Origin of the sequence: Priestia megaterium (assembly GCF_046599315.1) — a bacterium.
GTDB classification, from domain to species: Bacteria; Bacillota; Bacilli; order Bacillales; family Bacillaceae_H; genus Priestia; species Priestia megaterium_F.
In genome coordinates this window covers 484,663-499,464 of record NZ_JBKIKC010000001.1, presented here as the reverse complement: position 1 = coordinate 499,464, position 14,802 = coordinate 484,663, and the positions used below count along the sequence as shown (strand labels likewise).

Annotated in this window: 14 protein-coding genes and 1 pseudogene; 6 read left to right on the top strand and 9 right to left on the bottom strand. The window is 33.4% G+C overall.

The window, feature by feature from the left end:
* Nucleotides 1-309 precede the first annotated feature (309 nt).
* The 3 genes from bioC to bioF are packed head-to-tail and all read right to left on the bottom strand — an operon-like array spanning nucleotide 310 to nucleotide 3,048.
* Nucleotides 310-1,134 (bottom strand): malonyl-ACP O-methyltransferase BioC, encoded by an 825-nt coding sequence (gene bioC, locus ACLHDF_RS02790; protein WP_413917504.1) that lies wholly within the window; start codon nucleotides 1,132-1,134, stop codon nucleotides 310-312.
* Nucleotides 1,127-1,873 carry an alpha/beta fold hydrolase gene (locus tag ACLHDF_RS02785; protein ID WP_413917503.1) on the bottom strand — a complete coding sequence of 249 codons (747 nt, stop codon included), beginning with the start codon at nucleotides 1,871-1,873 and terminating at the stop codon, nucleotides 1,127-1,129. Before ACLHDF_RS02785 ends, bioC begins: the two co-directional genes overlap by 8 nt.
* Nucleotides 1,870-3,048 (bottom strand): 8-amino-7-oxononanoate synthase, encoded by a 1,179-nt coding sequence (gene bioF / locus ACLHDF_RS02780; protein WP_413917502.1) that lies wholly within the window; start codon nucleotides 3,046-3,048, stop codon nucleotides 1,870-1,872. Before bioF ends, ACLHDF_RS02785 begins: the two co-directional genes overlap by 4 nt.
* A gap of 305 nt (nucleotides 3,049-3,353) precedes the next feature.
* Here bioF and ACLHDF_RS02775 point away from each other — a divergent pair, with 305 nt between their 5' ends.
* Complete coding sequence (locus ACLHDF_RS02775; protein WP_413917501.1) at nucleotides 3,354-3,872, top strand: DinB family protein; 519 nt, start codon at nucleotides 3,354-3,356, stop codon at nucleotides 3,870-3,872.
* A gap of 422 nt (nucleotides 3,873-4,294) precedes the next feature.
* Here the strand turns inward: ACLHDF_RS02775 and ACLHDF_RS02770 are convergent, their stop codons facing one another.
* Both ACLHDF_RS02770 and ACLHDF_RS02765 read right to left on the bottom strand, forming a co-directional pair.
* Entirely contained in the window at nucleotides 4,295-4,432 is a 138-nt protein-coding gene (locus ACLHDF_RS02770; protein ID WP_413917500.1) for a hypothetical protein, read from the bottom strand.
* A gap of 289 nt (nucleotides 4,433-4,721) precedes the next feature.
* Complete coding sequence (locus ACLHDF_RS02765) at nucleotides 4,722-5,201, bottom strand: hypothetical protein (protein ID WP_413917499.1); 480 nt, start codon at nucleotides 5,199-5,201, stop codon at nucleotides 4,722-4,724.
* Between the two features lie 164 nt (nucleotides 5,202-5,365).
* On the opposite strand from ACLHDF_RS02765, the gene ACLHDF_RS02760 reads away from it, so the two are divergent.
* The 3 genes from ACLHDF_RS02760 to ACLHDF_RS02750 all read left to right on the top strand — a co-directional run bounded on the left by ACLHDF_RS02760 (nucleotide 5,366) and on the right by ACLHDF_RS02750 (nucleotide 9,208).
* Complete coding sequence (locus ACLHDF_RS02760; RefSeq protein WP_413917498.1) at nucleotides 5,366-6,181, top strand: DUF2935 domain-containing protein; 816 nt, start codon at nucleotides 5,366-5,368, stop codon at nucleotides 6,179-6,181.
* Between the two features lie 536 nt (nucleotides 6,182-6,717).
* A complete protein-coding gene (locus tag ACLHDF_RS02755) occupies nucleotides 6,718-7,350 on the top strand; it encodes a TetR/AcrR family transcriptional regulator C-terminal domain-containing protein (protein WP_413917497.1) in 633 nt (210 codons plus the stop codon).
* A 145-nt stretch (nucleotides 7,351-7,495) separates the two neighbouring features.
* Nucleotides 7,496-9,208 (top strand): MFS transporter, encoded by a 1,713-nt coding sequence (locus ACLHDF_RS02750; RefSeq protein ID WP_413917496.1) that lies wholly within the window; start codon nucleotides 7,496-7,498, stop codon nucleotides 9,206-9,208.
* Nucleotides 9,209-9,469: 261 nt separating this feature from the next.
* On the opposite strand, the gene ACLHDF_RS02745 is transcribed toward ACLHDF_RS02750, so the two are convergent.
* The 4 genes from ACLHDF_RS02745 to ACLHDF_RS02730 all read right to left on the bottom strand — a co-directional run bounded on the left by ACLHDF_RS02745 (nucleotide 9,470) and on the right by ACLHDF_RS02730 (nucleotide 11,029).
* Nucleotides 9,470-9,688 carry a helix-turn-helix domain-containing protein gene (locus ACLHDF_RS02745; protein ID WP_251390358.1) on the bottom strand — a complete coding sequence of 73 codons (219 nt, stop codon included), beginning with the start codon at nucleotides 9,686-9,688 and terminating at the stop codon, nucleotides 9,470-9,472.
* Between the two features lie 10 nt (nucleotides 9,689-9,698).
* Nucleotides 9,699-10,175: a DUF2975 domain-containing protein gene (locus ACLHDF_RS02740; protein WP_413917495.1), complete on the bottom strand. Its 477-nt coding sequence runs from the start codon at nucleotides 10,173-10,175 to the stop codon at nucleotides 9,699-9,701.
* Between the two features lie 379 nt (nucleotides 10,176-10,554).
* The gene (locus tag ACLHDF_RS02735) at nucleotides 10,555-10,779 is read right to left on the bottom strand and encodes a GerAB/ArcD/ProY family transporter (protein WP_413917494.1); all 225 of its coding nucleotides are present in this window, start codon (nucleotides 10,777-10,779) and stop codon (nucleotides 10,555-10,557) included.
* Between the two features lie 31 nt (nucleotides 10,780-10,810).
* Nucleotides 10,811-11,029 (bottom strand): hypothetical protein, encoded by a 219-nt coding sequence (locus ACLHDF_RS02730; RefSeq protein WP_413917493.1) that lies wholly within the window; start codon nucleotides 11,027-11,029, stop codon nucleotides 10,811-10,813.
* A gap of 1,171 nt (nucleotides 11,030-12,200) precedes the next feature.
* On the opposite strand from ACLHDF_RS02730, the gene ACLHDF_RS02725 reads away from it, so the two are divergent.
* Both ACLHDF_RS02725 and ACLHDF_RS02720 read left to right on the top strand, forming a co-directional pair.
* Nucleotides 12,201-13,646, top strand: a complete 1,446-nt coding sequence (locus ACLHDF_RS02725) for a DHA2 family efflux MFS transporter permease subunit (protein WP_413917492.1) — start codon at nucleotides 12,201-12,203, stop codon at nucleotides 13,644-13,646.
* Nucleotides 13,647-13,898: 252 nt separating this feature from the next.
* A pseudogene (locus tag ACLHDF_RS02720) lies at nucleotides 13,899-14,366 on the top strand (hypothetical protein).
* Nucleotides 14,367-14,802: the final 436 nt, after the last annotated feature.

Genomic DNA, 14,802 nt, shown 5'->3' with positions numbered 1-14,802 from the left:
ACAAAGGGAACGGCGGATTGCTTATAGTATGTGTTATTTTCTTAAATTTATACGTAAAACAGAAGAGTATTACACTACCGGAAAAGGTGCTGTCTTCACAACTTAAATCCTGCGGAAACTAGCTATACTTTGCGTCTCTCAGATTGAGCAAAAACCTATTAAACAAAATAACAGTATGAAAAAGCGTGCTCTTTCACATAGAAATTGATATGAGAGGATGCGGGGTTTTACATGAAATATTTTCTTGTTTTAAGCTTTTTAATTTAATGGCAATCCATTACTTCTAGAGAGTAACCAGGGCTGGATTGGCTATTGGTTCGTTTTTGTAATATTAAATATTAAGTAATGATAGGTTACTTTTACTCCATTCTCATCACGATAATCATTTTCATATAGACTGATTAATTTACGAAAAAAAGAAGGGCGTTGACAGTAGCTTTCCTCGTTACTATTACTTGCTCCAATTTTTTTTATTGATGTAAAAAATGCCTGAACCGTCCGAAAGTATTGAACCTCTAGTTTCTCCATTTTTGATAGTTTAAATGGATGCTCTCTCAATGAAACTAATACTCGTTCACAAATTTGAGACAACTCTTCAAGAGAAAAAAACGATTGGCCAGGTGAACTGTTACTGGAAAGACCAAGCTTTTGTTTCGCATCACTATAGCATGTATGAAGTTCTTGAAATGTATGATTTCCAAAGGTTGAAAATATCAGGCTGCCTTTAGGCTTAAGTTGTGTATACAATTTTTTTATTGTCGTATGAAGACTATTGAACCACTGAAATGTTGCATTAGAAATAATAAGGTCATAATGTCTTTCTATACTTATTTCTTCGATATCTCCGCATATGAAAGAAACTCGATCTTCAATTACTTTTTTCTTTGCTAACTCAATCATTCCTGATGACAAATCAACTGCTGTAATAGTAGCCTTAGGAAATTTTTTGTATAACAATTGTGTTAAATAACCTGTACCGCAGCCAATTTCAAGAATAGTTACTTCCTGGTTAGAGAAATTGGTGGAAAGTTGATCTATTAATCGGTTTGCCATACTTTTTTGTACATCGGCGTAAGCATCATAGGTTTTAGCATGATTATTGAACCTTTTTTTTAAGAGTTGCTTATTAATCATAAATGAGCTCCTTTTCGAGAAATTTCTCTATAAGTTGCGTGCATTGTTGGGGCTTTGTAAAAAAAGGAATATGGCCAGCCTTTTCTAGAATACATAGCTGCGCTTTTCCACCAATCCTTTTAGCTATGAAAGAAGAAGACTCAGGAAAACATATTTGATCATCTTTTCCATGAATTAACAAACAAGGAGTTTGAATTTGATTGAGGTGCATTCTAACATCTTTTTGAAGTAAATAATCCAGCCCTGTAAGGAGGGAGTACGTACTGTCTCCTTGATAATCACGCTGAACAACTTCAATAAATTGGTGATGAAACTCTTCTTCTTTTTCAGATTTAGTGAACAGAGCGCTATAAAATGTAATAAGTGTTTTTTCTTTATTACGTTGTAGCTGCTTTTTCATACGTTCAACGATGCGTTGCTCCCATCCAAATATATAATGCACGTCGTTTGTAAAGCGACTAGTTCCACCAATTAATATAAGTCCCTCTATCTTTTTAGGATACAAACTTGCAAGTTCAAGCGTTATAAGAGAACCTAATGACCAACCAATTAAATAAACAGTACCTTGAGTGGAAGTAAGCATTTGTATCGCTCGTTTTTTAAAGTCACTTAGTTTTTTTACACCTCTCCAGTCTGTACACAAAACGTTACATATAGTAGATAATGATTTTATTATTGGGTGAAACGCTGCTTTTTCCATTCCCCAACCGGGAAATATTATAATAGTGGACTGTTTCATTGAATCACACCCATTTCTTTTCCAATTTGAGAAACTTTCTTTATGGCCCAGTCTAAATCTTCTCGAGTATGATCTGCTGTTACGGTAAAACGAATTCTCGCTTTATTTTGAGGAACAGTAGGTGGCCTAACTGCAATAGCAGCAATTCCTTCTTCCTGTAAACGCTCTGCAAACTGCATTGTTCTTTTGTTTTCCCCCGTCACAATTGGAATGATTTGAGATTGACTTTTACATGTGTCAAATCCTTCATATGTAAGTGCCTTTCTAAAAAATGTTGCATTTTGTTGAAGCAGTAGGCGGCGGTCTGTATCTTGTTGCACCTTTTCAATCGCAGCCTTTATTGCACCAAGTATAGCAGGGGGAAGTGCAGTTGAATAAATGAGCCCTCGCATTCTATTTTTCAAATAATCTATAAGCCACTGTTTCCCGGTAACATAAGCTCCAAATGACCCTAGCGCTTTACTAAACGTGCCCATTTGAATGTCGATTTTATCTTGCAGGTCAAGAAAATATGAGTAGCCTTCACCGTTTTTACCGTATACACCACTTGCATGAGCTTCATCAACCATTAATAGTGTGTTATATTGCTCTTTTAATTTAACAAGCTCCTCGAGTTTGGCAAAATCTCCATCCATGCTGAAAACAGTATCTGTTACAATTAACTTCCTTGACTCAAATGGAACTTTTTTTAATAAGCTTTCTAGGTGATTCACATCGTTATGGCGATAGCGTTGCAGTTTTGCACGGCTTAGTAGTGCTCCATCAATGATACTTGCATGATTTAACTTGTCGCTGAAGATGAAGCCATTACGAGGAACCAAGGCAGAGATAATTCCTAGGTTTGCATTATACCCACTATTGATAATGAGTCCTGCTTCAGCTTCCTTCCAATTGACAAGTGCTCTTTCTGCTTTCTCATAAAGTGAGTGATTTCCTACTATTAAGCGTGAAGCTGTTGCTCCCACTCCATACGTCATTACAGCATCACTCATTGTTTTCTTCAGCTCTTCATCTCCTGCGTAGCCTAAATAGTTATTAGAGGCAAGGTTTAACATCTTACGTCCATTGACTGTAAGCCATGGCTGTTCAGCAAATTCTGTAATAACAAGGTGTCGTTTTTGAAAAATATCATCTAAATAGGCAAGTTCGTCCTTAATATCTTCTTCCCAATACAATAAACTTTCACCACCTAAAACAATATTTGTTAACTTTGTTTAAAATATAGTTAACAAATATATCTAATCACGCCTTTAGAAGGGTGTCAAGATAAAATAATTAAAGAAGAGATACTATATGATTGTCTCCATATAGCCTACTATAGTTCATTTTTTGCTCTCATGAGTAGACATACAACCTTACTTCGATACCTAAATAAAACCTAAAGAATCAATTCTTTGTTCCTTAATCATTTGAAGGTATTTTAAAAACAATGGGGAATACCTAATATTGGTTATGAATTTAGAATAGGGAGGAATCTCAAGTGAAGTGTCAGAAATTACAGTTTTATAACTACCACTTATGGGCAAATCAAAGAATTTTTAGTCACTTAAAAGGCTTGCCTCAGGATATTTATCACAAGGAGATTAAAAATGTTTTTGCTTCCATATCGGAGGTGCTAGGACATATTTACGCTACTGATACTATATGGTTAAGTGTCATGTCAGGTTATAAATTTGATGAGATTGTCAAATCTGGAAAACAACTAAGAGAGAATACAAAAGATAAAAGCATTGAGGAAATGGAGGTAATGTTTCTTAAATTATCGGAGCGATTTAAAGCATTTTTTGAACATCAGGATAACCTTGATCAAGTTGTTTTCTGTGAACATCCTAATTTTGGTCAGCTAGAAACTACTCTATTTGAATTAATCCAGCACGTAGTTAATCATGGAACATATCATCGTGGAAATATAACAGCTATGTTACGACAAATGGGACATCCTGGTGTTATGACTGACTATGTTGCTTATTTATATGCAATGAGGATAAATAACAGTTAGATACTTTAAGCTCACTTGCATAACTATGTTTTCTGTAACAAATTTTCTTATTACCGTGTTTTTTATAGAGTATTATTGTTTAATAGATTGCATGTGATTAATATTTTAAAGCGTTCTAAGTTAAAAATGCCCCCAAAAATAATTTTAATAATAAGTTAAGAGGGCGATGTGACACCTGTAATTCATCTTATTTCAAAAATTCTGGAAAGGGTCGCGTAGTCTTGAGGGGATTTTGAGAATGCGGATGAAGAAGAGTATATAAGTAGAAATGAAATAGGATTTTACATCATCTAAGTCCCAGCATTTTTATTAAAAATCGTATAAAAACTTAAGAGTCTTACTATACTTTTGTTTATTAATTAAGTCCTTTTTTAAAAGGAAGCTGCCAAACAGGCAGCTAACAAGACAGCTCTAATTTTCTTTTAAGGTTTTGCGTTCCCAGGAGGCTTATTAGTTGGAAAAATTGCTTTTTCCATATCTTCTGCTGCGATTACTGGATCTACCGTATTGCTACTTGGTTTGCCTTTCTGACTATTGCCTTTATCGCGTTTCTGACTCATTTTCACATCTCCCTTCAAATTTTGTTACATTGTTAAGATGAGTTAATAGAGGGAAGTTTATTCAAAGTATTAATACTTTGGATATAATGTATTGGGGCATTATCTAAAGAATTCAGCTGGAAAATAGAAAATTAAATTCCTTGTCTCTTTTAATTATATTTATTTTATTGGTGTAAACAGGTGTGTAAGATTCTAAAGAATCAGTATCTATTTCATTAATAATGTTCTTCTTTGATATTGTCTCATTTATAGCCATTTTACTTCTCTTTTGTATCTCAGACGGCAAAATTTATAAAGACGAATTCTTTGATAGAAGGTAACACTTTTCATAAATAATTTGAAATCCATACAGCACTAACGTTTTTATTAAAAAAACAATGGATAATTGGAATCTAGTCAGCCGGGCTAAAGACACATATCCTATTTTTTTCAGCCATTTTAATCCGAAGTAAGTAAAAAAAGAATCAATAAGTATATTTACTAAAAGATATAAGTTAAACTTTCCGTAAGTATATTTTAATATCCACAAAGATCCAACTAAAAAGGGACCAAATATTAATGGTAATTCTGCTAGAACATTTGGCTTGATAGAGTACGGAAACCACCACCATTTTTTCTTCTCTGCAAACCTTCCTTCCGCAATAAGATATAAACTCATAAAAATACTTCCTGGAAGAAACCTTTTCAGAGTTCTTCCACCAATAAACGGAATAGTAAACCAAGGTAAAATCGTCATTAAAATAATTAGTAAGTTATCTTTTTTCTTCAAATGATATTCTCCCTTTTTAAAAATATGGATATGTATATATATTCCCTTTTTCATGAACATTTATGTCATTGAATGAAGGGTATGTTTTTCATTACTTTGGTTCATTTCTTCTGGAGCTTCTAATAAATATTTATTAGTAAGGTAAATCGAAGGGAGAGGCAGTAATGATTTCATTATGGGAAGAGCATTTATTTTGGTTAGAAATAATTCAGGACCATGCTTATTTTGTTCGGGATCATTTATCAGTGAACGAGGCCGAATATGTCCGAACAGCTAAGCAATATATTCATTTGTTTGATGACTTACTAAAACAATTGAACTACTTATCGCCTAACCTTTTGCATAACGATCCTGCATTAATCGAATTTTCGACAAAGGCTTGGCCAATTGCCAAAGGATATTTTGATTTTGAAGGGTCTCTTCAGGCTCTTCGAATTGAAAACGCAGTGAATCTAAACTTATCTCCCACCTATCTTAATGGTACGTTAAGTGAAAATCAGGAATATTTAAGGTTTTTATCTTATTTAATAAAAGGAAAGGAGCCGGTTCCTCTTAGCCTAGTCAAATTAATGGATTTATGGCTGGAAGATCAGCTCGGACATGCTGTTTTGTTTAAAAACCTGCTTGATCCGATTGAGATTATGATATCTAAGCAAGCAGATTCATATATCGGAAAATTTCAGGCATTCATTGTACAAAACCATCATTTAAAGGGGTATTTGCGATTTAAGCAGCCAGGTTTTGCAAGACAAGCAGAGTTTGCCTTAGAAGTAGGGAAAACAACTATTGAAATGAGCCGGTTTGTTTATGCTATGACCGAAAAATACAAGGAGAACAAGCTTTTAAATAAGGAAACACTAAGGTTTCTGATACATCATTTTCCCGAGACTTGTTATTTTATTAAAAAATTGAGTTATTATGCTCCTGAATTGCAGCAAGAAGCCAACCAATGCTCATTAAGAAGAATTTCTTATCTTTAAGATAAGGTAAACCATTTCATAGGATCTAGATTCATTTCTATATTGTACTTCTGTATGCTTTATTTATATGTATATAAAAAAGAAAGGTCTACCTTAGAAGGTAGACCTTTCTTGAGAAGGATTAATTACTGAAACCAAAGGGATGGGGTTTGTATTTTATTAATTTGCTATGTGAAAGCTACCCGGATAGTACATCCAATCCCCAGCATATAAAAGCTAAGCATATCTTACATCACTGGTTACATCCTCCAGTTCTTTTTCTTTCATTTAAAAAAACTTCAACCTTAAGTTAATGTAATCCATATACAACCATTAAATAATTTAACCTTAACCAATTTTGATATTGACAGGTTGGCTATACTTTGTGAGACTTAATATACATAATGTTCATTAGTTTACATCGTGTATAGAACGTAGTTTGATGGTACAGCATATTTTAAATGTTCCATGATTCAGAAAAGATCTAAATGTCTGCAACTGTGAAAGTCACAATCCCATGTCTGACACTCAATATAAGTTATACAAGGAGACGAACTATGTCTAAAAAAACAAAAGTAGATCCGAGGATAAAAAGAACAAATAAATACTTAAGAAACGCTTTAGTAGAACTTCTTAAGGAGAAAGATGTCACCTCCATTACGATTCAGGAAATTACGGAAAAAGCAGAATTAACACGAGGAACATTTTATTTGCATTATCAGGATAAGCAAGACTTTCTCTTTCAGAGCATGGATGAAGTTCTAGAAGATCTAATAGAGCAGGTAAAGCCCAAACAAAATAATGAGGATTCCTCAGAATCAGAAGACAAAGATGAGTCTGTTTCATTCTTAAAACTTTTTGAATTCATCTATGAACATGCCGATTATTTTAAAGTTATGCTAAGTGATCGAGGATTACCTCAATTCAGAAGTCATATGACGGAAATTGTAAAGAAGAGAGTATATGGAGAGCTAATCTCTTCTATAGGAAAAGCAGAGGATGAACTTGATATTCCTAAAGATATTCTTATTAGTTATATTACATCAGCTCATATAGGTGTAATTTGTTCTTGGTTAGAAAGTGATATGAAATTTAGCCCCGCATTTATGGCTGATAAATTAACTAGGCTAACACTTTTAGGACCAATTCGAGTGGCAGGTTTAGAAAATAAAATAAAGCTTCCTTACTGAAGCTTTATTTTTTAATTTGTCTTACCTGTAGACATGCATAAGGATAATTATTTTTTCTTCTTTAACCGAGTGTAATGGTTTGGAGAAATATTGACTCCATATTTTTAGTTTTTTAAAAACATGAAAGGCAGAAAGGAATTGTAGTATGAAAATAGAAAAACATTGGGGGATTTCTTTACTTGCAGTTTTAGCTATTGGTCCTGGTTTAATGTTAAACACTGCATTAAATTCTATACATGAAATTCTTCAAAAAGCGTTTAACAATCAATCTTATATTTCTATAACACCAGTTTTAATAGGGGTTATTAGCTTTGCATTTTGTATTCCATTTGGACCTATCCTTCGACATAAGCTAGGTGAGAGAAGGACCTATATTCTTTCGATGTGTTTATTTCTTATAGGAGCTATCGTAAGCATTATTTCCAACAGTTTCTTAGGAATGGGAATTGGGCGTTTTCTACAAGGGACAGGAACTGGTTTAGCACTAATGATGATGGTTCCAATGCTGGTTCTTTCTTTCCCTATTTATAAACGTAACTTTGCATTATTTATCCTTATAGGCGGATTTTATGGATCTAGCGTTACGGGTATTTTTCTGGGAATGTTAGTGAATAGCTACGGACATTGGAGATGGCTATTCTATATAGCGATTATACTTTCTTTACTGGGAATATGTTTAAGCTATAAATTTTTAACAAATGATCATTCTAAGCAACAGCAAAAAGATCATTTGCCTTTTGACATAATAGGTTTAACGTTAATGTTTATTTTCACAGCATTTATTGCTTTTACATTACTTAATCTTCAAAAATCAGGATGGACATCTACTTATGTCTGGATAGGTATAGTAGGAAGCATCACTTTTTTATGCTTTTTATTTATAGCAGAGTGGCATATTAAAAACCCTTTAATTCCCTTTAGATTAGTGGTTTCGCCAAAACCAGCTCTCGCTATACTGATAGCTATTATAGGCAACATTAGTATGAGTTTAACTCTTTTATCATTGCAGGGGCTGCTTAAGAATGGATCTGTTTTTGATAAAGGAGGCATTTCGCTAATATATATAGGGCTTTTTGCTGGGATAGTGATTGCGGCCATATTAAGTACCCTATTATATGATAAAGTCGGACCAGGCGTATTAGGTATTATAGGAGCCATCATTATTATGGGAGTTAACATACAATGGATTTATTTAAAAGGTACCGTTCCAGCTTTCCTCTTTGTTAGTAGCTTTGCAGCTTTAATAGCGGGAGTAGGTTTAACAGTCGCATCTGGACTAATGGGTGCAGCTTTAGGCGGACCTTTACCAAGTTTAGTACCTAGGATGGTCACTGTTCAATTCATGAGAGTCATAGTATCTGCAGTAATCCCTGTAAGCAGTAGTATAGTCTTTGAAAAGGTGTATAAAGATAACCTTATGACGGTGAGTGCAGAAGGTCAGGTTGCCAGTAAAGAAAATTTCACTCAATCTCTACATTTAAAATCTGAAATCATCACCTATCATACTTTTTCTGCTTTTTCGTGTTTATTGAGTGTTTTGGTATTAATTCTTTCGTTTTTGATGTTCCTAACAGGTAAGGGCCACAAGCTAGCTCATAAGCCTCATGATAAAGAAAAAAATAAAGAAAAGCTGAGTACAGAAGAGATTTATAGTAAAAGAGCTAAAGAAACTACTCTGCTTTCGCCCCTTAAGAGGTTATCTAAAGAGTCTTTTTCTAATCAAGTAATTGGTGATAGCGAGTATAGAGAAGCTTTGAAAAAGTTTGGTCAACCTAAATATTCTCCTAATAAAATACTGCATATGAGAGATCAAGAATATAGAAAAGCTCTTAAGAGGATTAAAGATACAGGAAAATAAGTTAAAAGTTGACCTAAAGAAATTTGAATAAAGAACAGAAAGAGCAAACTCTAATAATAGGCAGTTTGCTCTTTTTATTTATGCAGATGATTCGGTTTTACTAACAACTGTCTTTCTTTACATGCATCAAAAAACTCCGTTTATGGTACATAGAGTTTGATACAAGTTTTGGAACAGAAATAAAGTCTTATTTAGGCAGAAATTAATTAGCGGTAAAAACGTCTCAAAATCATACTTTTGCTGACTAATCTTTATTGCATCTCATTCACTATCTGTATCATTTCTGTATTCTAAAATATCTCCAGGCTGGCATTCTAAGGCTTTACAAATGGCTTCTAAAGTTGAAAAACGAACGGCTTTTGCCTTTCCGTTTTTTAATATAGAAAGGTTAGCCATTGTGATTCCAACTCTCTCTGAAAGTTCTGTTACACTCATTTTCCTTTTAGCTAACATCACGTCAATATTAATAATAATTGCCATGTTAACCACCTTAGACCGTTAAGTCATTTTCTGATTTTATATCAATCGCTTCTTTTAACAATTTTTGAAGAACAGCAGCGAAAACGGCAATGACCATAGATGCAAAAATAGGAACCATACCGATAATGATGAGACCTGGAGCATCATCTTTCTCCGCTACGAGATAAACAAACGGCATCATAATTACATATAAAATGCTAATTGTGATAGCACAGTATTTTATTTTCTTCAAAACTCTCACAGACATTTCAGAGAACGCTTGATTCTTATCGATGTAGCATAGAAGACGGAACGCCTGATACAACGCAATAAAATATGGAATCACGGATATATACATAATGATGACACCAGGATAGAGTAGATACGAATAATCTGGATTAACGGGATGATGAGCTAATTGGATGATGCTCAATACGCATAAAGCAAGAACAGGAATTCCCATAAGACCAACAGCTATTTTTAAAAAGAAGGTTGAACCTTGTTTCATAAAAAGCACCTCACTTATTTATTATCCCTCTGAATTTAACATATGATTTATCGTTTTGCAATAAATTATTATTCCTTAGCAATATAAAATTATTGTTAAAATTCTTAAATTATTGGAGAAAGGTTAGGCTATTTTATATAATATGCCTTTAAATATTATCAGGAGTTAAAGCATATATATTTGTTGCGATGAGGAAAACAATAAGGTATTACATAATGAAAGAAGGAAGGGATATATGCAACAGGATCAACAATCTAAAAGTAATAATAGTAAAAAGAGAAGGTTTGAATCTTCCCCATGTTTAACAATTCTATTTAATAATTGTTAAAATATTTAATATATGATTGTAGTTGGTAATAAGGAGAAGGTAAGCATACTTTCAAGACACACTATCCATTCGAGACATATAGTTCTTACGAAATAACCCAACTACTAAAAGAACAAGTGGATAAATAAGTCCAATAATTAAGCTGTAAGGAAGCCAAGCTTCTTGCTTTGCTTCAGCAGTCATAGCAGCTGGTACTACAATGATGGTACTACCAATGCTGTACAAAATAACTAATACCCTAAACTGATGAGGAGATATCTTGCTTTTATTCAGCATCTTTTCACTTCCTTTTAATTCAATATATTAGCTAAAAGCTCAGCAATGGTTTTAAGGTAAGGGCAACCCAGCCAGCAGGGTTAGGGAAATTACTCCAAAACTTTTTAGCCAGTACAATTACAAAACTAAAGAGAAGAAGCAGGATAAATGCTCGAAATTCTTTCTTCATCTTAGCCTCTATAAGACGAGGACCATCTATTTTTATAAGTATTGCAGATATGATTAACATGCTTACAACCAAAGTCATCATAATTATTTATACACTCCAAAGGCATCCTTTTGTTATAAATAATTATGTTCTTTACTGTTTAATTTTATTTAATGGGAGGTAAAGAAAAAGAGCAAGTGGAGCAGATCAATTTCACCTTAATTTTTGAAGCCTTACATACAAATTAACAAGTATATCTTATCTACTATAAGCACGGCTAGTGCATCATGGATTCATTTAGTTGTAGACTCTCTTGGGGATGGATTTATTTTCAGTGATGATACATTAAGTTAAAGAATAAAATGAGGTTAAGTGAGCTAATCGATGATCGTTTTGTTTGAAAAGAAAAAAGCTACTCATTTGAGTAGCTTTTCTAAAAAACACATACTTAAAGGAATATAAGGGATTGGGGTTCCTATAGTTTTAGTATGCTCTAAAAAATAATATTTATTCCTGTATTTTACGATGATATATGTTTCATATCAAAAGAATAAAATACATACTATGCTTAACAGTGGCAACTTCCAATTGTCACAAGAGTACCGAGAGGTAGGTATATGGTTATTGTTATTTAGTATATTTTAGATAGAAACGGTACTTATAGTTGTGTTACAATATTCCTGGTATACAAAGTGAAATTCATTTTTCCTTTGTGAAGGGGAACGGTATAAACATGTGCCTTTCCTCTTTTCATTTTTTAGTTCTATTTCGTTTTGTTTTATCCTGCTTGCTGAAAAAGGAAAAAGTCCATATATAAATGGAAATTAGTTTACATACAAAGATTTCTAAAGCTAATTTAGAAATGAAATGGAGAGAGAGGTAACTATGGGAAGAAGCGAACTTAGAAAACAAAAAGCAATCCGGTCAAAACGGAAGAGAAAGCAAAAGCTTAGTCAACATAATGTCTTAAACATATTACTAATCTTTGTATCGGTATGTATTGTTTGTCTACTAATCAACTTATCATTAAGGTAGGAAAAACTCCATTAAGTTCCGGGCATTCAAGTTTTTCTCTCGTGGAGAGTTAAAAAGGCCAGTATAGAAGAACTATTAAAAGAAAAGCATAAGTCTTAATTTAAAATAGACTCTTTCTAAAAAACGTTCACCAAAGAGAGGGGCTATTAGTGAATTATCTTAAACTATGGACAAATGCTGCTTAACTTTGTTTATTAATATGTAAAAAGAGTAGTAAAAGGGAGGAAGACAATTTAATATGAGTAATCAACAAACAGTAGCCGAAGGCTCTAACATCAAAGTGCTGCCGATTATTACATCGTTTCTTATTGCCGGATTTATTGGTTTATTTAGTGAAACAGCTTTAAATATGGCATTAAAAGAGCTAATTTCTGGATTTGGCATTCACGAAACAACTGCACAATGGCTGACAACAGGGTACCTGTTAACATTAGGAATTCTGGTACCTATTTCAGGTTTTATTCTTCAACGGTTTACGACCAGACAACTTTTTATAGCATCTCTGGTTTGCTCTATCATTGGAACATTTATTGCCGCTATCGCACCAACGTTTGGTGTACTAATGATTGCCCGTGTAGTTCAAGCCGTGGGAACTGCTTTGCTTTTACCGCTTATGTTTAACACTATTCTTGTCATTATTCCACCGCATAAACGTGGAAAGTCAATGGGTATTATCGGCCTCGTTATTATGTTTGCGCCAGCTGTTGGACCAACAGTATCAGGCTTAATCTTAAAAACATTAACATGGCACTGGATTTTTTGGATTTCACTTCCACTCTTATTTGTTGCTTTAATATTTGGAGCTTTCTTTATGCAGAACGTTACCACACCAACAAAGCCAAAAATCGATATTATTTCTGTTGTTCTTTCAACAATAGGTTTTGGAGGAATTGTTTTTGGATTTAGTAGCGCTGGAGAAGGTGGAGGCTGGGGAAGCTTACAGGTTATTCTAGCTCTTGTGATTGGAGCCATTGCATTAGTTGCATTCTCTATTCGTCAAACGAAGATGAAAGAGCCGATGTTGGACCTTAAAGCCTTTAAGTATCCAATGTTTACAATTGGTCTTCTATTAATTCTAGTCTGCATGATGGTACTACTGTCTGCGATGATGATTTTACCCTTGTACTTACAGACATCATTAGCTTTATCAACCTTTGCCGCTGGTCTAATGCTTCTTCCTGGAGGAGTTATTAACGGAATTCTTTCACCAGTTATGGGCGGATTATTTGACCGTTTTGGTCCCAAATGGTTAGTTATTCCAGGCCTTGTGATTGTAGCCGGCACAATGTATGGTTTCTCAACCGTAACGCTGGAAACTTCAACAGGGTTTATTGTTGGATTACACATTGCGCTTATGATAGCAATTTCAATGATTATGATGCCAGCTCAAACAAATGGATTAAACCAGCTTCCACCTGAGTTGTACCCTCATGGAACAGCAATTATGAACACCTTACAGCAGGTTTCTGGCGCAATTGGAACAGCTGTTGGAATCTCCATTCTTTCATCGGGTTCAAGAAGCTTCCTTGAGACTGTATCAGATAAAATGGATCCATTAAATCAAGTTCTTGCCTTTACCAATGGTGTTCAACATGCGTTCATTTTTGCAATTATTGTTTCAATTGTTGGATTGGCTATCTCGTTCTTTATCAAAAGAGTCAATGTTGAACAGAAAGCACATTAATAAAAAACACAGACCATTATATATGGTTTGTGTTTTTTTTAGGTTTACGAGAAAATTTTAAGGTTCTGTATTAGCCGTATTAATTTTTAAAATCTGAGGCATGTGATTTATCCTGCTGCGACTCACCTCCAAGCATATTTTAAACAAAAGTGAAGGCCTTTAAATAGAAATTGATTGCTTAAAAGACGTTTTTTTGTAATAAGCGGACACTATAAGAAGAACTAGATAAAGTACGTTGAGGTGAGTTCACTTATGATATCAAGAAGACACTTAGGGTTTAATCTATCTATAATAGTAATTCCGTGGCTATCATTGTTGTTTATAGAAAAACGCAGCATAAAACGTTATTCTTTAGCAGGAATTTTTATTATTCTCTTTGAAATTATCAATCATTTGTATGGGCATCAGAGGAAGTGGTGGAAATTTTACGATAAAAAAAATTCATTTATAAAAGATGAACTTCCTTTTAGCATTGGGCATTATATGCCTCTTTAAATGTGGTTACTTAAATGTTCATATGGAAACTTTAAGAAGCTTTTATTACTGAATATTATGGTTGATGGAATCTTTGCTTTTTTCTTCATTGATGTTCTTAAAAAGTTGAAAATTGTAAGTCTAAACCAGTTAAATCATTATCAATTTTTTATCTACCTTCACTACAAAGCATATTTGTTATATGGAGTGCAGCACTTATTTGAAAAGGCAAAAAAATTTAGTTAAACTTATCATTTTCTTTTAAATTCAGAACTCACGATATAAGCTATTACTAACGAAATAACAGCAGCAATACTAATCTTTATGTAAGAAATCTCTAAAGCCCAAGGACCATATTTGTTCGAATTCAACTCGTACATAGACCACCATTGTCCACTTTGACCTTTAAAAAGAGAGATGATAATCCATAGAAGAAACAAAAACAGAAATCACACAAAAAAGATGATATTATTAGCGATTTTCTTATCCATTGGTCAACCCTCCATCTCACTATTTATAGGGAATGTGATTCTCTTTTATTATAGTAACAGTAATTGGGAAAACATAAATATTTTTTATTGAGTGAGGCTAAGTAATCTAATCGATGTTCTCTTTATGTAGTACTAAAACTAAACGTAGCAAGCTAAAAGCATATTTCTACATAAGTAGTTAAAAAGTAGAA